The 17,989-nt window shown below is 66.6% G+C and carries 19 protein-coding genes; 9 read left to right on the top strand and 10 right to left on the bottom strand.

All coding sequences use genetic code 11. The features are described from left to right. Positions 1 to 12 precede the first annotated feature (12 nt). Both trpS and yhjD read left to right on the top strand, forming a co-directional pair. Positions 13 to 1,044: a tryptophan--tRNA ligase gene (trpS, locus tag ACFQ9R_RS33795; protein WP_378996762.1), complete on the top strand. Its 1,032-nt coding sequence runs from the start codon at positions 13 to 15 to the stop codon at positions 1,042 to 1,044. A gap of 41 nt (positions 1,045 to 1,085) precedes the next feature. After that, the gene (gene yhjD / locus ACFQ9R_RS33790; RefSeq protein ID WP_378996760.1) at positions 1,086 to 2,108 is read left to right on the top strand and encodes an inner membrane protein YhjD; all 1,023 of its coding nucleotides are present in this window, start codon (positions 1,086 to 1,088) and stop codon (positions 2,106 to 2,108) included. Between the two features lie 16 nt (positions 2,109 to 2,124). Here the strand turns inward: yhjD and ACFQ9R_RS33785 are convergent, their stop codons facing one another. Next, positions 2,125 to 3,420 carry a D-alanyl-D-alanine carboxypeptidase family protein gene (locus ACFQ9R_RS33785; RefSeq protein WP_378996757.1) on the bottom strand — a complete coding sequence of 432 codons (1,296 nt, stop codon included), beginning with the start codon at positions 3,418 to 3,420 and terminating at the stop codon, positions 2,125 to 2,127. A 140-nt stretch (positions 3,421 to 3,560) separates the two neighbouring features. On the opposite strand from ACFQ9R_RS33785, the gene ACFQ9R_RS33780 reads away from it, so the two are divergent. Both ACFQ9R_RS33780 and ACFQ9R_RS33775 read left to right on the top strand, forming a co-directional pair. After that, positions 3,561 to 5,072, top strand: coding sequence for an MFS transporter (locus ACFQ9R_RS33780; protein WP_378996755.1), 1,512 nt, complete (start codon positions 3,561 to 3,563; stop codon positions 5,070 to 5,072). Next, on the top strand, positions 5,062 to 5,670 hold the full coding sequence (locus ACFQ9R_RS33775) for a TetR family transcriptional regulator (RefSeq protein ID WP_378996753.1): 609 nt from the start codon (positions 5,062 to 5,064) through the stop codon (positions 5,668 to 5,670). The genes ACFQ9R_RS33780 and ACFQ9R_RS33775 overlap by 11 nt, the downstream gene beginning before the upstream one ends. On the opposite strand, the gene ACFQ9R_RS33770 is transcribed toward ACFQ9R_RS33775, so the two are convergent. Together ACFQ9R_RS33770 and ACFQ9R_RS33765 are read right to left on the bottom strand one after the other, a co-directional pair. Then, positions 5,671 to 6,354 carry an ester cyclase gene (locus ACFQ9R_RS33770; RefSeq protein WP_245914328.1) on the bottom strand — a complete coding sequence of 228 codons (684 nt, stop codon included), beginning with the start codon at positions 6,352 to 6,354 and terminating at the stop codon, positions 5,671 to 5,673. Between the two features lie 153 nt (positions 6,355 to 6,507). After that, positions 6,508 to 7,404, bottom strand: a complete 897-nt coding sequence (locus ACFQ9R_RS33765) for a phenylalanine 4-monooxygenase (RefSeq protein WP_378996751.1) — start codon at positions 7,402 to 7,404, stop codon at positions 6,508 to 6,510. Between the two features lie 246 nt (positions 7,405 to 7,650). Between ACFQ9R_RS33765 and ACFQ9R_RS33760 the strand changes: the two genes are divergently transcribed. Then, a complete protein-coding gene (locus ACFQ9R_RS33760; protein WP_378635482.1) occupies positions 7,651 to 7,833 on the top strand; it encodes a type II toxin-antitoxin system VapB family antitoxin in 183 nt (60 codons plus the stop codon). A 114-nt stretch (positions 7,834 to 7,947) separates the two neighbouring features. Next, positions 7,948 to 8,619: a RadC family protein gene (locus ACFQ9R_RS33755; RefSeq protein ID WP_378996749.1), complete on the top strand. Its 672-nt coding sequence runs from the start codon at positions 7,948 to 7,950 to the stop codon at positions 8,617 to 8,619. Between the two features lie 15 nt (positions 8,620 to 8,634). Here the strand turns inward: ACFQ9R_RS33755 and ACFQ9R_RS33750 are convergent, their stop codons facing one another. Both ACFQ9R_RS33750 and ACFQ9R_RS33745 read right to left on the bottom strand, forming a co-directional pair. Next, a complete protein-coding gene (locus tag ACFQ9R_RS33750; RefSeq protein ID WP_378996787.1) occupies positions 8,635 to 9,318 on the bottom strand; it encodes a TetR/AcrR family transcriptional regulator in 684 nt (227 codons plus the stop codon). Between the two features lie 61 nt (positions 9,319 to 9,379). Beyond that, positions 9,380 to 10,609, bottom strand: coding sequence for a cytochrome P450 (locus ACFQ9R_RS33745; RefSeq protein ID WP_378635489.1), 1,230 nt, complete (start codon positions 10,607 to 10,609; stop codon positions 9,380 to 9,382). 203 nt (positions 10,610 to 10,812) lie between these two features. Between ACFQ9R_RS33745 and ACFQ9R_RS33740 the strand changes: the two genes are divergently transcribed. After that, entirely contained in the window at positions 10,813 to 11,703 is an 891-nt protein-coding gene (locus ACFQ9R_RS33740; RefSeq protein ID WP_378996747.1) for a fructosamine kinase family protein, read from the top strand. 106 nt (positions 11,704 to 11,809) lie between these two features. On the opposite strand, the gene ACFQ9R_RS33735 is transcribed toward ACFQ9R_RS33740, so the two are convergent. From ACFQ9R_RS33735 to sdhC, 5 genes are all read right to left on the bottom strand, one after another. Further along, a complete protein-coding gene (locus tag ACFQ9R_RS33735) occupies positions 11,810 to 12,319 on the bottom strand; it encodes a hypothetical protein (RefSeq protein WP_378996745.1) in 510 nt (169 codons plus the stop codon). A gap of 139 nt (positions 12,320 to 12,458) precedes the next feature. Next, positions 12,459 to 13,229 carry a succinate dehydrogenase iron-sulfur subunit gene (locus tag ACFQ9R_RS33730; protein ID WP_378996743.1) on the bottom strand — a complete coding sequence of 257 codons (771 nt, stop codon included), beginning with the start codon at positions 13,227 to 13,229 and terminating at the stop codon, positions 12,459 to 12,461. Then, a complete protein-coding gene (gene sdhA, locus ACFQ9R_RS33725; protein ID WP_378971801.1) occupies positions 13,229 to 14,980 on the bottom strand; it encodes a succinate dehydrogenase flavoprotein subunit in 1,752 nt (583 codons plus the stop codon). Before sdhA ends, ACFQ9R_RS33730 begins: the two co-directional genes overlap by 1 nt. A 34-nt stretch (positions 14,981 to 15,014) precedes the next feature. Further along, positions 15,015 to 15,449: a succinate dehydrogenase hydrophobic membrane anchor subunit gene (locus ACFQ9R_RS33720; RefSeq protein ID WP_378996741.1), complete on the bottom strand. Its 435-nt coding sequence runs from the start codon at positions 15,447 to 15,449 to the stop codon at positions 15,015 to 15,017. 1 nt (position 15,450) lies between these two features. Continuing rightward, positions 15,451 to 15,855: a succinate dehydrogenase, cytochrome b556 subunit gene (gene sdhC, locus ACFQ9R_RS33715; protein WP_358179944.1), complete on the bottom strand. Its 405-nt coding sequence runs from the start codon at positions 15,853 to 15,855 to the stop codon at positions 15,451 to 15,453. 290 nt (positions 15,856 to 16,145) lie between these two features. Between sdhC and ACFQ9R_RS33710 the strand changes: the two genes are divergently transcribed. Both ACFQ9R_RS33710 and ACFQ9R_RS33705 read left to right on the top strand, forming a co-directional pair. Next, a complete protein-coding gene (locus tag ACFQ9R_RS33710; protein ID WP_378996739.1) occupies positions 16,146 to 16,547 on the top strand; it encodes a cytidine deaminase in 402 nt (133 codons plus the stop codon). 27 nt (positions 16,548 to 16,574) lie between these two features. Continuing rightward, the gene (locus ACFQ9R_RS33705) at positions 16,575 to 17,861 is read left to right on the top strand and encodes a thymidine phosphorylase (RefSeq protein WP_378996737.1); all 1,287 of its coding nucleotides are present in this window, start codon (positions 16,575 to 16,577) and stop codon (positions 17,859 to 17,861) included. Positions 17,862 to 17,989 lie beyond the last annotated feature (128 nt).

Below are 17,989 nucleotides of genomic sequence, written 5' to 3'. Positions count from 1 at the left end.
AAGATTCGGGGTATGTCCAGTCCTGCCCCGGCCGAGACGGCCGAACGTAAGCAGCGGGTGCTGTCGGGCATCCAGCCCACCAGCGACTCCTTCCACCTCGGCAACTACCTGGGTGCGCTGCAGTACTGGGTGACGATGCAGGACGAGTACGACGCGCTGTACTTCATTCCGGATATGCACGCGATCACCGTCAGCCAGGATCCCAAGGCGCTGCGGGCGCGCACCAAGTCCGCCGCCGCCCAGCTGCTCGCGCTCGGCATCGACCCCGCCAAGTCCACACTGTTCGTGCAGAGTCAGGTGCCCGAGCACGCCGAGCTGTCCTGGGTGCTGAGCTGTATCACCGGTTTCGGTGAAGCGGGCCGGATGACCCAGTTCAAGGACAAGTCGGTCAAGCAGGGCGCCGAGAACGCGACCGTCGGCCTGTTCACCTACCCGGTGCTGATGGCCGCCGACATCCTGCTCTACCGCCCGCACCAGGTGCCGGTCGGCGAGGACCAGCGCCAGCACCTCGAGCTGACCCGGAACCTGGCCCAGCGCTTCAACACTCGTTTCAAGAAGACCTTCGTCGTGCCGGAGCCGCACATCGTCAAGGGCACCGCGAAGATCTTCGATCTGCAGGACCCGACCTCGAAGATGAGCAAGTCGGCCTCCAGCGACGCCGGGCTGATCAACCTGCTCGACGACCCGAAGATCACCGCCAAGCGGGTGCGTTCGGCGGTCACCGACACCGGGCGCGAGATCCGCTACGACCCGGAGAACAAGGCGGGCGTGAGCAACCTGCTGGTGATCCTGAGCTCGCTGCGCGAAACCCCGATCGTCGACCTCGAGGTGAATTTCGAGGGTAAGGGCTACGGTGATCTCAAGGCCGAGGTGGCCGACGCGCTGGTCGAATTCGTGACGCCCGTGCAGAAGAAGGTCCAGGAATACCTGTCCGATCAGGCGGAACTGGACCGGATTCTGGCCGCGGGCGCCGAGCGGGCGCGTGAGATCGCAGGCAACACACTCGCTCAGGTGTACGACCGGGTTGGCTTCCTCGCTCGCTGACCCGTTGCGCACCTGAGGTTTTCGCTGAAGGGGCGCGTGTCATGCAGTTGATCGAGAACATCTCGGCGGCCATCGAGAAGCAGATCGGGCGCAGGCCCTGGCTGGATCATCTGGTCAGGGCCGGTGGGCGGTTCCAGAGCCAGCGTGGTGACTTCTTCGCCGCCGGCATCACGTATTTCACTGTGCTGTCGCTGTTTCCGCTGCTGATGGTGGCGTTCTCGGTGGCCGGTTTCATTCTGGCCGGGCACCCGGACCTGCTGAGCGAGTTGCAGGACAAGGTCGTCGAGAAGATTCCCAGTTCCTTCGGCACTCAGATCAACGACCTCATCGAACAGGCGATCAATTCCCGAGGCACGGTCGGCGTCATCGGCTTGCTGGTCGGGCTCTACACCGGGCTCGGCTGGATCGCCAACCTGCGGGCCGCGCTCACCGAGCAGTGGGCCAGTCACAGCCCCGAGAAGCCGTGGTGGCTGGCCAAACTGTCGGATATCGGCGCGTTGACCGGTCTCGGCCTGGCCTTCGTGGTGTCGCTCGGTTTGTCGGCGGTCTCGGCGAGCGGGGTGGGCAAGGGGGTGCTGGAGCTGCTGGGGGCGGATCATCTGCCCGGGGCGGGTCTGGTGCTGCGGCTGGTTTCGATCGCGCTCGGACTGCTCGCGTCGTGGGCGGTGTTCGCGTGGATGATCGCGCGGCTGCCGCGCGAGCCGGTGTCGTTGCGCAGCGCGGCGCGGGCGGCGGTGCTGGCGGCGGTGGCCTTCGAGATCTTCAAGATCATCGCCGCGATCTACCTGCGGGCGGTGCTGTCCAGTCCGGTGGGGGCGACGTTCGGGTCGATCATCGGCCTGATGGTCTTCAGCTACATGTCCTATCGGATCCTGCTGTTCGCGACGGCGTGGGCGGCGACGTCGTCGGACAACGAACGTGCCGCGACGGTCGCGCCGCCGGACGCGGTGGTCATCCGGCCGCGGGTGGTCGAGCACGGGATGTCGACCGGGAGCGGCGCCGCCTACTTCGGGGCAGGGGCGGTGGCGGCACTGGCCCTGATGCTGGTGGGCAAGCGGCGGTAGCGCCCGGCCGTCGGTGTCAGCGCCTGCGTCGGAAGGCCCTGCGCGCCCAGAGCAGCAGCACGAGCACCAGCACGGGCCCGCCGATCAAGGTGGCGATGCGGGCGCCCTGATGTGCCGGTTGGACCGGGTCGGCTCGGGTGCCGTCGGCGCGCGGCGGGGGCGACGCCAGGGGAACGCTGGGTTGCACTGCCTCGCTGCCTGATTCGGGTAGCTTGCCGATCCTGGCTTGGGTGTCGAGGGCGAAACCGTAGTCCAGAAGCCGCGCGGCCTGCTCCCAGGGCCGGATCGGGCGCACGTCGGCCTTGAGCAGGGTGACCACCAGTCGGTGCCCGTCGCGTTCGGCGGCGGCGACGAAGGTCTGACGGGCGTCGTCGGTGAAACCGGTCTTGCCGCCGATCGCGCCCGCGTAGTTGTAGAGCAGCTGGTTGTCGTTGGCGATCGGGAAGCCGGGGTGGTCCTTGTCGTCGGGGATCTTGGGGTCTGCGGGGAACCCGGGGAAGTCGACCTGCTCGGTGTGGATCAGTTCGGCGAACAGGGGGATGTTCATCGCCTCGCGGAACAGCACCGACAGGTCGTAGGCCGAGGTACTCATGCCGGGCCCGTCGAGGCCGGACGGCGTCGCCGCGCGAGTGTCCAACGCGCGCAACGACTTCGCCACCTCGTTCATCTTCGCCACGGCGGCCTTGTCGCCGCCGAGCTGGGTGGCGATGGCGTGGGCGGCGTCGTTGCCCGAGCACATGATCAGGGCCTGCATGAGCTGGCGGTTGGTGTAGCGGCCACCGGGGCCGATGCCGACCCTGGTGCCGTCGACATCGGCGTCGGCCTGGGTGCCGACCACGACCTTGTCCAGATCCAGGCTGCGCAGCGCGACGATGGCCAGGGCGACCTTGATGGTGCTGGCGGGGCGGTAGCGGCCGTGCGGATCCTTGGCGGCGAGTACGCGACCGGTGTCGAGGTCGGAGACCATCCACGCGGTCGCCGAGATCTCGGCGGGCACCGGGGGTGCGCCGTCGGGCACGATCACGCCGCAATCGCCCATCCGCTGACCACCGACGGCGGGGGAGGGGACGGGGAGCTGGGTCGGTGTCGGCTCGCCGGGCGCAGGCACCTCCGAGGTGTCGATCGGTGCGGGCGGCTGCGTCTTCTGTGGGCAGTCGTCGGTGTTCGGCGTGGTGAACGGGGGTGTGGTGGTGGTACTCGAGCCGCCGTCGGTGGCGGGAACGGCGAAGGCGGGAGCGCCTGCGAGTGCGGTGACGGTGACGGCAGCACCGAGAAGGCATGCGGCGCGCAGGCCGACTTCACGAATCCTCATCGCCTCGCAGCCTAGTAGTCGCTGCTGTGGCGCGTTCGCCGGTCCACGAGCTGACAGGCTTGGACTCGGCAAGGGTATTGACATGAACTAGCAAATGAGAGTTACTATCAAAAAGTAGTAGCTCTCAATTTGGAGGAGATATGCGGACGGAAGACACCCGCCGCTGGCTCGCGCTCGGCGCGCTGGCCGTGGCGATGCTCACCATCGGACTCGACGTCACCGTGCTCACGGTGGCCATCCCGACGCTCGCGGTGGACCTGGATGCGAATACCGCTGCGCTGCAGTGGTTCAGCAGCGCTTACACGCTGGCTCTGGCCGCGCTGATGTTGCCCGCGGGCGCGCTCGGCGACCGGTACGGGCGCAAGAAGGTCCTGCTGGCGGCGCTGGTGCTGTTCGGTGTGGCCTCGCTGGCCTGCGCGTTCGCCGATTCGGCGGGCCAGCTCATCGCAGCCAGAGTGGCGCTCGGCGTCGCCGCCGCCGCGATGATGCCGCTGTCGATGGCCGTGCTGCCGGTGCTGTTCAGCGAACCGGCGCAACGGCAACGCGCGGTGACGATCTGGGTCACCTCGACCGCGATCGGTCTGCCGCTGGGTCCGATCGTCGGCGGCTGGCTGCTGCAGCACTACTGGTGGGGTTCGGTGTTCCTCATCAATGTGCCGCTGGTGATCATCGGGGCGGCTGCGGTGGCGACCCTGGTCCCGGAATCACACGGCGACAGCGGCTTTCGCATCGACATCGTGGGTGCGCTGCTGTCGGCGGCGGGCATGCTCGGGCTGACCTACGGTTTCATCCGGATCGGCGAACGGGGCTGGGGCGACATCGCAGCGTGGCTCGTTGTGGTGGCGGGCGCCGCGCTGCTCGCCGTCTTCCTGTGGTGGCAGCGTCGCACCGCGCACCCGCTGATCGACCTCACGCTGTTCGCCACTCCCGGATTCCGTTGGGGTACAGCGCTGTCCATCCTCGTCAGTTTCGCCATGTTCGGGATGTTCTTCACCGTCCCGCAGTACTTCCAGGCCGTGCTCGGGGTCGATGCGCTCGGTAGCGGGTTGCGGCTGTTGCCGATGATCGGCGGGCTGGTGATCGGCAGCAGGTTGGTCGACATGCTGCTGCCGCGGCTCGGCCTGCGGGTCATGCTCACCGCCGGGTTCCTGGTACTCGCGGGCGGAATCGGGCTCGGCACGCTCACTCGGGTCGACAGCGGTTACGGCCTGACCGCGCTGTGGACCACAGTGCTCGGTATCGGGATGGGTCTGGTCATGCCCGCCGCCATGGGCATGGCGCTCGGGGAGCTCACCGCCGCCGGTTCCGGGTCGGGTTCGGCACTGCTGCAAGCACTTCGGCAGGCGGGTGGCACCATCGGCGTTGCCGTGCTCGGCACCGTGCTGTCCACCTGGTACCGGGCCGACCTCGGCGCGCTCGACCGCGCACCGATCTCCGACGGTGTCAACGCGGGCGTCGCCCACGCGCGGGAGACCGGTGATCCGGTGATGCTGGCGCAGGTACAGCAGGCCTTCGTCACGGGCATGGACACCATGCTCGGGCTGTGCGCGGCGCTGTGTCTGGTCGCCGGACTCGGCACCGCGCTGTGGCTGCGGCGACCGACGGCACCGGTTACCGAGACGGATGCGGCAGAATCGATACATGTCGGTTGAGATGTCGCTACGCGAGCGGAAGAAGGAGCGGACCCGCCGAACCATCAGGGTCGAGGCGTTCCGGCTGTTCCGGGAACAGGGCTACACCGAGACCACGGTGGAGCAGATCGCGGCGGCGGCCGAGGTATCCCCGAGCACCTTCTTCCGCTACTTCCCGACCAAGGAACAGCTGGTCATCGCCGATGATCAGGACGCGCTGATGATCGAAGCGCTGGAGGCGCAACCGCGCGGCCTGCACCCGCTGACCGCCTTCCGCAACGCCACGGAGGCAGTGTTCTCGGCCATGTCGGCCGCCGACATGGCCTTCGAGCAGGAACGGCACGCACTGCTGTACCACGTCCCGGAGCTGCGCCCGGCGATCGGCCTGGAATTCCAGCGCAGCATCGAATTGGCGGCGAACCTGATGGCCGAATACACCGGCCGGGCTGCCGACGATTTCGAGGTGAGGGTGGCCGCGGGCGCGATGATCGGCACCATGCTCGCCATCGTGACCACCACGCCGGTCAATGCCGAGAATGTCGGTCACGCCCTGCGGTTCCTGCAGGCCGGGCTGCCGTTCGGTCCGGACGACGCACCGAACGGCAGCGATCGGACCTGACTAGTCGGCCTTGCCGTGCTGCACGGGGCAGCCGTGTGCCAGCGGGCCCAGCAGCTTGTTGTTGTCGTAGAAGTGCTCCAGCTCGAGGATGCGCAGGTCCTCGCTGACGCGGGCGATGGTCACACCGAACATCTCGATCTGCTCACCGGTGGGCTGGTGGCCCTTGTACTCGCCCTCGAACTTGCCCCAGTGCCGCCAGCGGAAACTCACCGACGGCGGGCCCGACAGCACTTCCTGGACCTCCCAGAAGAACCCGCCGGGGAAGGCGGTGTGGAAGATGTGGTGCGAGGAGTCGAAGGTCTCGTTCTCGGCGTCGTAGTACGGGTTGTCGCCGATCAGGATGTTGTAGCTGCCGATCCGAGCGAACTCCTCGGCGTCCTGCCACGTCCCGCCGTTGACCCGGCCTCGGTACTGGTCGGCCACCACCGACAGCCACGTCGCGGGGTCGGCCTTGTGTGAGACCTCCATCTCGAAGACCTTCACCAGGTCCTCGACGATCGCCTCGAGCGAGCCCGGCGCGTGCTCGACGCTGCGCTCGCGCGGGATCACCTCGTGGCTCAGTTCGTAGTCGGGAACGTTGCCGCGCCATTCCTCCGGCGCCGCGGCGGCGATCACGGCTTCCCGGCCCTGCAGCCACAGGGGCGCTTCCGGTTCCGGGTTCTGTTCGGCCTGCGTATCTGTCACGTCCACAGTCATTTTCGGTCTACCCGACCCTTTCAAAAAGCTCGAAGAACGGGTCGAAGGTAACAGTCGCGCATCGGTCGCGCGTGTCGGGTCCCAACAAGTGAGAAACACAAAATGTTGAACTGTGTTCTGTAGCAACGTTTTCGGAGATAGCTACGAGACAGCCCGGGTGGGGTGACCGAGTCTGGCCGGTGTTTCGTCATCCATGGTCGCGAAGAATTCGCCGAGCACGCCGACGATCTGGTTAACCGAATCCGCACAGAACAGCACCGGCTGGTAATGGGTGATGTCGTAGGCGATGGTGCCCATCTCCGCGACATCGAGCGGACGGAGCAGGGCGTGCCGGAATTCGTCGATCTCGCCATAGGACGACAGCAGTCCGGCGCCGTAGCAACGGATTTCGTCGTTCTCCCTGACCACACCGAACTCGAGCGAGAACCAGAAGACATCGGCGAGGAATTTCAGCGCGCTGTCGGTCTCCAGCCGCGCCACCGCGCCACCGACCGTCTCGTACAGCGCCGCGAAACGCGGGCTGGCGATCTGGTTGGCGTGGCCGATGATCTCGTGGATCGCATCGGGTTCCGGGGTGTACAGCGGGGCGGAGTGGTGGCGGATGTACTGGGTGGAGTGGAAGGTGCGGTCGGCGAAGGAACCGAAGAACTCGCGCAGCGGAACGAGGCCGGCGGCGGGCACGTAGCGAAAGCCGGAGAGGGGGGTGAGCAGCCGCGACACTTCGTCGAGTTGCGGGATGTGATCGTGCGGGAGAGCGAGGTTGCCCGCTGCCTCCCTGACCTCACGGCAGGCATAGACCTCGTGCTTGCGGGCCAGCTCGGCCGAGGCGATCCGCCATACCCGCTGCTCGTCATCGGTGTAGTCGATGTGGGGTACGGGGGCGCCGGGGGAGTAGTCGAGTGCGAGCGCGGCGATGGCGTTGCGGCGCGCGCGGTAGTGCTCGTCGTGCACGCCGGGGTGGTCATCGCTCAGATGCACCGTCACATCGCCGTCACGCTCGCGCGTCACCGGCGAGTAGAGCTGGGCCTCGGTGAACATGACTCCAGGCAAGCACCGCATTCCCGTCGCGACAACAACCACGCCGGCAACTACGCAAACTGCACAGTTGCAGGGGTGGTCACCGTCGGATTCCGGCGGTGAACTGTGTTTTCTGTGTGCTTGCTGTCCGATGCCGACTGCCGCTGTGTGGACTTGCGAACGCGTGGTTTCGGTAACGACGCGGTGAATTAGCGGACGAGCCGAGCCGCCATCACGCAAGATTGCGATCGTAGAAGAGGAGGATGCGTGCGCAACCTGCGAATAGATCTCGATCAGCGCCTGCTGGCCGCTGCGGCCGACATCATGGGCACCGCCGACAGCAATGCCACCGTCAACGAGGCGCTGCGCCGCATCGTTGTGCACGAACGCCAGCTACGCAATTTGGAACGGCTGATGGCCGATTCGGTTTTCAGCGCGGAGCCCACCTAGCGGGTGGATCCGGGTTCGGGTTTCGTCACCCACGTGGTGGCCGAGGGGTAGCCCGGACTTGTCGGTACCCCCTGCGATCATCGACAGTCAGTCACCGATCCGCAGGGGGAAACGATGTCGGTTCCGATCGCGAGTTTGCCTGTCGCCCAACGTCCGCGCGAGCGGCTGCTGATGCTGGGCCCGCACGCGCTCAGCGACGGCGAGCTACTGGCGCTGCTGCTCGGCCAGGGGACTCGCGGCCGATCCGCGTTGGAGGTTGCCGCCCAATTGATCGGCGACTACGGCGGATTGGCCGAACTCTCCGCGGCCCGCCCCGAAGAACTGGCCGCTCGCGCGGGCATCGGCCCGGCCAAAGCCGCCACGGTCGTCGCGGCTTTCCACCTCGGCACCCGCTCACGCACGCCCACCGATTCGCTACCGCAGCTCACCACGCCCGAAGACATCGCTGCCGCGGCGATCCCGCTCTTCGCGGGCGCCCGGGTGGAGCGACTTCTCGTGCTCGTCTGCGACACCCAGAACCGTCTGCGCCACCGCGCTTTCGTCGCCGAAGGCGCCATCGACCACGTCGCCGTCCCCGTCCGGGAGATCCTCAACACCGTCCTGCGCCACGACGGCCGAGCCTTCGCCGTGGTCCACAACCACCCCTCCGGCGACCCGGCCCCCAGCCCCGACGACCGCCGAGCCAGCACCCTGCTCCACCAAGCCGCCCGCACGGTAGGTCTGCGCTACCTCGACCACATCGTGGTCGCGGGCGAAACCTGGTCCACCGCACCACCTTTGCCTTGACGGCGCGGAGGCGCCTCAGCCTGCGAAACCGGTGGTGCGAGCCAGATCCGCGAGCATGGCGTCGAACATGATCTCCGGATCGGCCAGGGGGATCGGATAGTTGCCGAACACCTCGAGGGTGACGTGGCCGAACAGCCGGGCCCAGATCTGCACCATCAGGTAGGTCACGCCGAGATCCAGCTTCTCGGCGGGGAACTTCTGTCCCGACTCCGAGAGCATGGCCAGCAGGTCGGTCTGGAAGCCGATGAGGTCCTCGCGCAACGCGGCCGGGATGGTCTCGCCCGGTGGGGTGGCGATCTCGAAGTTCGCCAGCAGCCTGCCCGCCGCGGCAAGGAAGATCCGGCCGAAGGGTTCGTCGAAGCGGCGCATCATCGGCCGCCCCGAGGTGGGCGAGGCGAACACCAGGGTGAATTCCCGCGGGTTCGCCAGCGCCCAGTGCCGGAACCCCCGGCAGATGGCCAGGAACTGCACCGCGCCGTCGTCGGGCAGCGGTTCGATCTCGGTCGAGAGGAACTCGGCCAGATCGGCGCAGAACTCCACCCGCATCCGCTCGATCAACTCGTCGCGCGACGAATAGTGCCGGTACAGCGCGGGCGCGGTGACGCCGAGTTCGCGTGCGATCGCCCGCAGGGTGACCGAATCGGGGCCTTGCCCGGCCAGCAGCGCCCGCGTGACCCGCCGGATATCGGCGTCGGTCACGACAGGCACACGGCCACGTGCCTTGCCCGTCAAGCGGCCACCCCTTCGATCATGTGTCGGTTCAAGCGTATTCGACTTCCCACCGCTTGATGCCGTTGAGCCAGCCGCTGCGCAGCCGCACCGGATCGGAGACCTGGCGCAGGTTCGGCATCGCGTCGGCAATGGCATTGAACATCAGGTCGATCTCCAGGCGGGCCAGATTCGCGCCGACACAGTAGTGCGTTCCGGTGCCGCCGAAGCCGACGTGCGGGTTGGGATCGCGCAGCACGTCGAACCGGAACGGGTCGGCGAAGGCGTCTTCGTCGAAATTGGCCGAGCTGTAGAACAATCCGATCCGCTGGCCCTTCTTGATCTGCTGCCCGCCCAGTTCCAGGTCACGCGTCGCGGTGCGCTGGAACGCGGTCACCGGCGTCGCCCAGCGCACGATCTCGTCCGGTGCGGTGCGCGGGCGCTGCTGCTTGTAGAGCTCCCACTGGTCCGGGTTGTCCACGAAGGCCTTCATGCCGTGGGTGATCGAATTGCGGGTGGTCTCGTTGCCCGCCACCGCGAGCAGGATCACGAAGAACGCGAACTCGTCCGAACCGAGATGCTCGCCGTCGACATCGGCGTTGACCAGCTGGGTGACGATGTCGGAGGCCGGACAGCCGCGACGCTGTTCGGCCATGTTCCAGGCGTAGCCCATCACCTCGGCGGTCGCGGTGTGGTGATTGCCCTCGAACTCCGGATCGTCGTAGGAGATCATCTGGTTGGTCCAGTCGAACAGCTTCATGCGGTCCTCCTGCGGCACGCCGATCAGCTCGGCGATGGCCTGCAGCGGCAGCTCGCACGCGATCTGCTCGACGAAGTCGCCGCGACCGGACTTCTTGGCCTCCCACACGATCTTCTCGGCCCGCTCGGTGAGCGCGGCCCGCAGATTCTCCACCGCGCGCGGGGTGAAGCCCTTCGACACGATGCGCCGGATCTTGGTGTGCTGCGGCGGATCCAGGTTCAGCATGAGCATGTTGCCGAGCATGTCGATCTGCTCGCGCGTGGTCTCCTCGTTGAACCGGATGATCGCCGTGTTCTCGTGCGAGGAGAAGTCCTCCGGATTCTTCGAGATCTCCTTGATGTCGGCCAGCTTGGACACCACCCAGTACCCGCCGTCGTCGAACCCGCTGGCGCGGTCGGGCTGCGCGCACCACCAGACCGGCGCGGTGCGCCGCAATTGCGCGAACTCCTCGATCGGCAATCGGCTGGCGAGGAGGTCGGGATCGGTGAAATCGAATCCCGCGGGGATGTTTGTGCTGGTCACGGCAGTCTCCTTCGATCCGGTGCGCGGACTTCGCACCGTGATGTGGAACACGTTCACCACGATGAAACCACGTCGGAACCCTTTATGAACAGTGTTTAGTAATACCTGTTCACAAACTGGTTCGATGGGCTCGGGAGGCGTGGTCCGGCCCGGGATCCTCCGATTCGCCGACCACCACCAGCGGTCCTGGGCAAGATGGCGGCGTGGACCTGCCGTTTCTGCGTGCGCACCCGCACCTGCTTCCGACGTTCCTCGCTCATCAGCGGCTGCGGACGACGCCCGTCGCGGGTGGGTCGATCAGCGTCGCCGAGCGGATCTTGCTCGACGACGGGACGCATCTGTTCCTGAAGACCTGGCCCGGCGGGGTGTCCGCTGCCCCGACCGCCGAGCGGGCGCCCGCTCCGTCCGGACTCTTCGCGGCGGAGGCGCAAGGGCTTCGCTGGCTGCGAGAGGCCGGTGGTGTCGCGGTGCCGGAGTTGTACGCGCAGACCGATGAACTGCTGTTGATGCAGTGGGTCGACCATGCTGAGCCGACCGCCGCTGCCGCCGAGCGATTCGGTGCGGGATTGGCGGTGACCCACAGCGCGGGCGCCCCCGAATTCGGCGCTGCCGCCACGGGTTTCCTCGCCGGTCTGCCCCTCGACAACACCCCCGGCGAGGACTGGCCCACCTGGTACCGCGAACGCCGAATCCTGCCGTACCTGAAACTCGCCGTCGACGCGGGCGCCCTCGACCCCGTCGACGCCACTCACATCGAATCGATCCACATCGAAGCCCCCACCGAACCTCCTGCCCGAATCCACGGCGACCTCTGGCCGGGAAACATCCTCTGGGGCCCCTCCGGCACCCCATGGCTGATCGACCCCGCCGCCCACGGAGGACACCCCGAAACTGACCTGTCCACCCTGTCCCTCTTCGGCGGCGCCCCCTACCTCCCCCGAATCGTCGCCGCCTACAACGACGTCCACCCCTTGGCCCCCGATTGGCAAACCCGCATCCCCCTCCATCAGCTCCACCTCCTCCTGGCCCACGCCGTCCTCTTCGGCCGTTCCTATCGAACCGCCGTCTTGGACGCGGCCTCCCATTACCGCTAGTGCGTCTGACGGGACATGGTGTGTCAGAACGAGGTAGGGGTACTGGTTGTCAATGACGAAGGCCACCAACATCATTCGACGCTGATGGCCTTTGTCGGTCAGGCGTTCAGATCGGCGACGGCTCCTGTCGCCGTAGTGCGGGCAGGACTCGGGGTGCCGATCGGGTCGCCCATACTGCGAACCCGATGTAGAGCGCCTGTTCCGGGATTCGCTGCCACAGGGGCGATGCGGGCTCGCCCGCGAACGGGATGTCGTTGAGGGCGGCGTAGATGTTGGCGGGGAGGAGCAGGAGGAGCAGCGGCACCAGGGCCCAGCCCGCGATCCACCTCGTGCGGGTGAGGATCAGGCCGAGCGCGGCGAGGAGTTCCAGGACGCCGCTGGCCAGGACCATGAAGCCGGGGAACGGGACGAAGGGCGGGATCATGGCGACCATGTCGGCGTAGTTGGGCATCACGGTGACGCTCGCGGGCATGAAGTGCGCGGTGCCCGTCATCACCAGCATGACGGCCAGTGCGTGGGCGGCGCCGGCGGACCACGAGGCGAAACGGGTTACGCCGAGCGCTCCGAGCGTGCGAAAGACAACGAGCGAGCCGACCAGGGCGACGAGGGTGATCATAAGTACTCCCAGAATGGATACTGACACTATCTACTATGGATAGTAACACTATCCACCCTGTCGTCATTCCCCGCAAGTGCCGACCAACGACAAAGGCCGCCCACACCTTTCGGTGTGGACGGCCTGACAAGCGAGAAGGTCAGCGGGTGAAGAGCAGGGCCCGCTTGACTTCCTGGATCGCCTTGGTGACCTCGATGCCACGAGGGCACGCGTCGGTGCAGTTGAAGGTGGTGCGGCAGCGCCAGACACCTTCGACGTCGTTGAGGATGTCGAGGCGCTCGCGGGCGCCTTCGTCGCGGCTGTCGAAGATGAAGCGGTGGGCGTTCACGATCGCGGCCGGGCCGAAGTAGCTGCCGTCGGTCCAGTACACGGGGCACGACGTGGTGCAGCAGGCGCACAGGATGCACTTGGTGGTGTCATCGAAGCGGGCCCGGTCGGCCTGGCTCTGGATCTGTTCGCGAGTGGGCTCGTTGCCCGAGGTCATCAGGTACGGCTTCACCGCGCGGAACGCGTCGAAGAACGGCTCCATGTCGACCACGAGATCCTTCTCCACGGGCAGGCCGCGGATCGGCTCGACGGTCATGGTGAGGGTCTTGTCGCCCTTGGGCAGCATGTCCTTCATCAGCACCTTGCAGGCCAGCCGGTTCACACCGTTGATCCGCATGGCGTCGGAGCCACACACACCGTGGGCGCAGGAGCGCCGGAAGGTGAGGGTGCCGTCCAGGTAGGACTTGATGTAGATGAGCACGTTGAGGAAGCGGTCGGTCGGCAGGACCGGCACCTGGAACGAGTCCCAGTGCGCGCCCTTGTCGTCCTCGGTGCTGAACCGGGCGATCTTGACGGTGACCATGACCGAGCCCTCGGGGACCGGCGCCGGCTTCTGCTTGGTGGGTTCGATAACAGCAGTCATCAGTACTTACGCTCCATCGGCTCGTAGCGGGTCTGCACCACCGGCTTGAAGTCGAGGCGGATCTCGGAGATGAGCTCCGGGCCCTCCTTGTACGCCATCGTGTGCCGCATGAAGTTCGTGTCGTCGCGGTCCGGGTAGTCCTCGCGAGCGTGGCCGCCACGCGATTCCTTGCGGTTGAGCGCGCCGACGACGGTGACCTCGGCCAGCTCGAGCAGGAAGCCGAGCTCGACGGCCTCGAGCAGGTCGCTGTTGTAGCGCTTGCCCTTGTCCTGCACCGTGATCCGGGTGTAGCGCTCCTTGAGCGTGTGGATGTCGGTGAGGACCTTCTTGAGGGTTTCCTCGGTGCGGAACACGCCCGCGTTCGCATCCATCGTGGCCTGCAGCTCGGTGCGGATGTCGGCTACGCGCTCGTTGCCGTGGTCGGACAGGATCAGCTCGAGCCAGTCCATCACCATCTGCGACGGGTTCTCCGGCATCTCGGTGAACTCGGTGCGGTTGGCGTACTCGGCGGCCGCGATGCCGGCGCGACGGCCGAACACGTTGATGTCGAGCAGCGAGTTGGTGCCGAGACGGTTCGCGCCGTGCACCGAGACGCACGCGCACTCACCGGCGGCGTAGAGGCCGGGCACCACGTCGGTGTTGTTGCGCAGCACCTCGCCACGGATCTTGGTCGGGATACCACCCATGACGTAGTGGCAGGTCGGCATGACCGGCACCAGCTCGGTCACCGGGTCCACGCCGAGGTACGTGCGCGCGAACTCGGTGATGTCGGGCAGCTTCTCCTCGAGCACGTCGGCGCCGAGGTGGGTCACGTCGATGTAGACGTAGTCCTTGTTCGGGCCGGCGCCACGGCCCTCGGCCACCTCGAGCACCATCGAGCGGGCGACGATGTCACGCGGCGCGAGGTCCTTGATGGTGGGGGCGTAGCGCTCCATGAAGCGCTCACCGGAGGCGTTGCGCAGGATGCCGCCTTCACCACGCACGGCCTCGGAGATGAGGATGCCCAGACCGGCGAGGCCTGTCGGGTGGAACTGGTGGAACTCCATGTCCTCGAGCGGCAGGCCCTTGCGGAACACGATCGCCATGCCGTCACCGGTCAGCGTGTGCGCGTTCGAGGTGGTCTTGTACATGCGGCCCGAGCCGCCGGTGGCGAACACGATCGACTTCGCGTGGAAGATGTGGATCTCGCCGGTCGACAGCTCGTAGGCGACGACGCCGGTGGCGACGGGGCCACGGTCGGACTCGGTCATCACCAGGTCGAGCACGTAGAACTCGTTGTAGAACTCGACGTCGTGCTTGACGCAGTTCTGGTAGAGCGTCTGCAGGATCATGTGACCGGTGCGGTCGGCGGCATAACACGCGCGACGCACGGGCGCCTTGCCGTGGTCACGGGTGTGGCCACCGAAACGACGCTGGTCGATCTTGCCCTCGGGCGTGCGGTTGAACGGCAGGCCCATCTTCTCCAGGTCCATGACCGCGTCGATGGCCTCTTTGGCCATGATCTCCGCGGCGTCCTGGTCGACGAGGTAGTCGCCACCCTTGACGGTGTCGAAGGTGTGCCATTCCCAGTTGTCTTCTTCGACGTTGGCCAGCGCGGCGCACATGCCGCCCTGGGCCGCGCCGGTGTGGCTGCGAGTCGGGTACAGCTTGGTCAGGACCGCGGTGCGAGCGCGCGGGCCGGCCTCGATCGCCGCGCGCATGCCCGCGCCACCGGCGCCGACGATGACCACGTCGTAGCGATGCTCCTGAATCGGACGGGATTCACTCATGCGAGGTGGCCTGTTCCTAACCTGTGATGTTGGGGTCGAAGGTGAAGATGACGTACGTGCCGACGGCGACGACCAGGATCATCGACAGCACGAGGATGACCTTCAGCCAGAACCGGGTGGAGTCCTTGCGCGAGTAGTCATCGATGATGACGCGCAGACCGTTGCCGCCGTGCAGCTGAGCCAGCCACAGCATGGACAGATCCCAGAACTGCCAGAACGGGCTCGACCAGCGACCGGCCACGAACGCGAAGTTCAGCCGGTTCACGCCGCCGTCGATCATCAGCATGATGAACATGTGGCCGAGCACGAGGACGATCAGGAACAGGCCGGAGATGCGCATGAACAGCCATGCGTACTTCTCGAAGTTGCCGTTCGACTTGCCGCGCGGCGAACGCGGGGAGTCGAGGCTGGCCGGGCGATCGTAGGACTTGCCGAGGACAGGTGCAGACATATCAGTGCTCCGTCAGCAGGTAGAAGAACTGGCGGCCGACGCCCGCGGCGGAGACCAGAACCCAGATGGTGAGGACGATCCACAGCATCTGCTTCTGGAATCGCGGACCCTGGGACCAGAAGTCGACCAGGATGACCCGGACACCGTTGAGGGCGTGGAACAGGACGGCGACGACGAGACCCATCTCCATCAACGCCACGACGGGGTTCTTGTAGAGCTCGATCGCGTGGTCGTAGGTATCCGGGTTGACCCGGACGAGTGCCGTGTCCAACACATGCGCGAAGAGGAAGAAGAACAGCGTGACACCGGTGATCCGGTGCAGCGCCCACGACCACATGCCAGGGTCGCCGCGGTACAGCGTCTTCCGCTTCGGCTGGGCCGGAGCCGGAGCTTCTATCGTGGTCATAGAGTGCGGTGCCTCCAACGTCGTTGATGGACCCGGTCACAGATCCGACGCCGGCATGCGTGGAGAGGCAAATGCCCAGGTGGCTGCGCTGTATTCTCGAGCGCTGGCCCGCCGCCGGGAACCTGAACCGATCTTCGGTGAACTCTAATCCCCTCTGTTTCGCGGAACTAATTCGGCGTGCCGCGCGTTGCGCGTAAAACAGGCGAGTTAGGTTTACCTTTCTCGATGCCGGATACTGGTGTTCCGGCCCCTGTTTCCCGGTGTTCGGCGGGATCGGCTGGAGGTTATCGGTGCCCGAAATCGACTGGAATACGTTGCATGACATGGCAATTCGGGCAATGGGGTCGGCATACGCCCCGTACTCGGGTTTCCCCGTCGGCGCCGCTGCTCTCAGCGCGGATGGCCGAATTGTGAGCGGATGCAATGTGGAAAATGTCTCATATGGGCTAACCCTGTGTGCCGAATGCGTACTCGTCGGTAACTTATTTGCGTCGGGTGGCGGCCGTCTCGTCGCCGTCTCGGTGACCGATTCTCGCGGCGAAATCCTGATGCCGTGTGGGCGCTGTCGTCAGCTGCTGTTCGAACACGGCGGGGGCGAACTACTGGTGGACCACGCCGACGGCCCGAAGCCGCTGTCGGAGCTCCTGCCCTACGCCTTCGGGCCGGATGATCTGGCGGCCGGGCAGCAGTAGCCGGGCAGCAGTGCCAGACTTGGCGCCATGACGGCACTGGATGCGGTTTCGGTCATTACTACCAAGCGTGACGGCGGCGAGCTGTCCGACGCACAGATCGACTGGGTGGTGGACGCGTTCACCCGGGGGATCGTGGCCGACGAGCAGATGTCGGCCCTGGCCATGGCGATCGTGTGGCGGGGGATGACCCGGCGCGAGACCGCGCGGTGGACGGCGGCGATGATCGGGTCGGGCAGCCGGATGGACTTCACCGACCTGCCGCGACCCACTGTCGACAAGCATTCGACCGGTGGTGTCGGCGACAAGATCACCCTCCCGTTGGCTCCGCTGGTGGCCGCGTGTGGGGCCGCGGTGCCGCAGTTGTCCGGGCGAGGGCTCGGGCACACCGGTGGGACGCTGGACAAGCTCGAGTCGATCCCCGGCTGGCAGGCCGATGTGACGGTGCCGCGGATGCGGGAGATCCTCGCCGACCCGGCGATCGGCGCGGTGATCTGCGCGGCGGGTGCTGATCTGGCGCCGGCCGACAAGCGGCTCTACGCGCTGCGGGATGTGACGGGGACGGTCGAGTCGATTCCGTTGATCGCGAGTTCGATCATGAGCAAGAAGATCGCCGAGGGGACAGCGGCGCTGGTGCTGGATGTGAAGGTCGGGTCGGGTGCCTTCTTGAAGACTCTCGACGGCGCTCGCGAACTCGCCACGGCGATGGTCGAACTCGGGCGCGATGCGGGTGTGAACACGGTCGCCTTGCTGACTGCGATGGATACTCCGCTCGGGCGGACCGCGGGCAATGCGATGGAAGTTGCCGAGTCGGTGGAGGTGCTCGCTGGTGGGGGACCTGCGGATGTGGTCGAGCTGACTTTGACGCTCGCCCGCGAGATGGTCGCGCAAGCCGGGCTGCATATCGATCCTGCTGATGTTCTCGCTGACGGCCGGGCTATGGATCACTGGCGGGCGATGATTCAGGCGCAAGGGGGGGATCCGGACGCTGCGCTGCCCGTCGCTCGGCATACCGAGATCGTGCGGGCCGAATCGAGTGGGGTGCTGACCCGGCTCGATGCGATGGGGGTGGGGGTTGCTGCTTGGCGGTTGGGGGCGGGGCGTGCTCGTCAGGGGGAGAAGGTGCAGGCGGGCGCTGGGATCGAGATGCATGCCAAGCCGGGGGACCTGGTGGTGGTGGGGCAGGCGCTGTTGACGTTGCACACGGATACGCCGGATGCTTTTGCTGGGGCTTTGGCGGCGCTCGAGGGGGCTGTGACGATCGAGTCCGCGCCGGATGGGAAGCCGGGGGAGTTGGTGCTCGGGCGGATCGGCTGACAAGGGTTGGTAGTCCCAGGACGGTTTGACGCTGTGTTTTTGGCGCGCTGGCGCGCGCGTGTCCGCGGCCCTGAGGGGCCGCCGGTCAGGCACCGGGGCTTGCTCCTTCGTCGCCTACGCCCCGGCGC

The organism is Nocardia sp. NPDC056541 (assembly GCF_042794235.1).
In the GTDB taxonomy this organism is placed as follows: domain Bacteria; phylum Actinomycetota; class Actinomycetes; order Mycobacteriales; family Mycobacteriaceae; genus Nocardia.
Note: the sequence above shows the minus strand (reverse complement) of the source record. Positions and strands in the feature narration are given on the sequence as shown.

What these genes read in the sequence shown, in the direction of transcription:
- ACFQ9R_RS33705 (WP_378996737.1), top strand. Translation starts at nt 16,575, where the DNA reads ATGACGGCACTGGATGCGGTTTCGGTCATTACTACCAAGCGTGACGGC.
- ACFQ9R_RS33785 (WP_378996757.1), bottom strand. Translation starts at nt 3,420, where the DNA reads ATGAGGATTCGTGAAGTCGGCCTGCGCGCCGCATGCCTTCTCGGTGCT.
- yhjD (WP_378996760.1), top strand. Translation starts at nt 1,086, where the DNA reads ATGCAGTTGATCGAGAACATCTCGGCGGCCATCGAGAAGCAGATCGGG.
- sdhC (WP_358179944.1), bottom strand. Translation starts at nt 15,855, where the DNA reads ATGACCACGATAGAAGCTCCGGCTCCGGCCCAGCCGAAGCGGAAGACG.
- ACFQ9R_RS33755 (WP_378996749.1), top strand. Translation starts at nt 7,948, where the DNA reads ATGTCGGTTCCGATCGCGAGTTTGCCTGTCGCCCAACGTCCGCGCGAG.
- ACFQ9R_RS33735 (WP_378996745.1), bottom strand. Translation starts at nt 12,319, where the DNA reads ATGATCACCCTCGTCGCCCTGGTCGGCTCGCTCGTTGTCTTTCGCACG.
- ACFQ9R_RS33720 (WP_378996741.1), bottom strand. Translation starts at nt 15,449, where the DNA reads ATGTCTGCACCTGTCCTCGGCAAGTCCTACGATCGCCCGGCCAGCCTC.
- ACFQ9R_RS33730 (WP_378996743.1), bottom strand. Translation starts at nt 13,229, where the DNA reads ATGACTGCTGTTATCGAACCCACCAAGCAGAAGCCGGCGCCGGTCCCC.
- ACFQ9R_RS33765 (WP_378996751.1), bottom strand. Translation starts at nt 7,404, where the DNA reads ATGTTCACCGAGGCCCAGCTCTACTCGCCGGTGACGCGCGAGCGTGAC.
- ACFQ9R_RS33775 (WP_378996753.1), top strand. Translation starts at nt 5,062, where the DNA reads ATGTCGGTTGAGATGTCGCTACGCGAGCGGAAGAAGGAGCGGACCCGC.
- ACFQ9R_RS33780 (WP_378996755.1), top strand. Translation starts at nt 3,561, where the DNA reads ATGCGGACGGAAGACACCCGCCGCTGGCTCGCGCTCGGCGCGCTGGCC.
- trpS (WP_378996762.1), top strand. Translation starts at nt 13, where the DNA reads ATGTCCAGTCCTGCCCCGGCCGAGACGGCCGAACGTAAGCAGCGGGTG.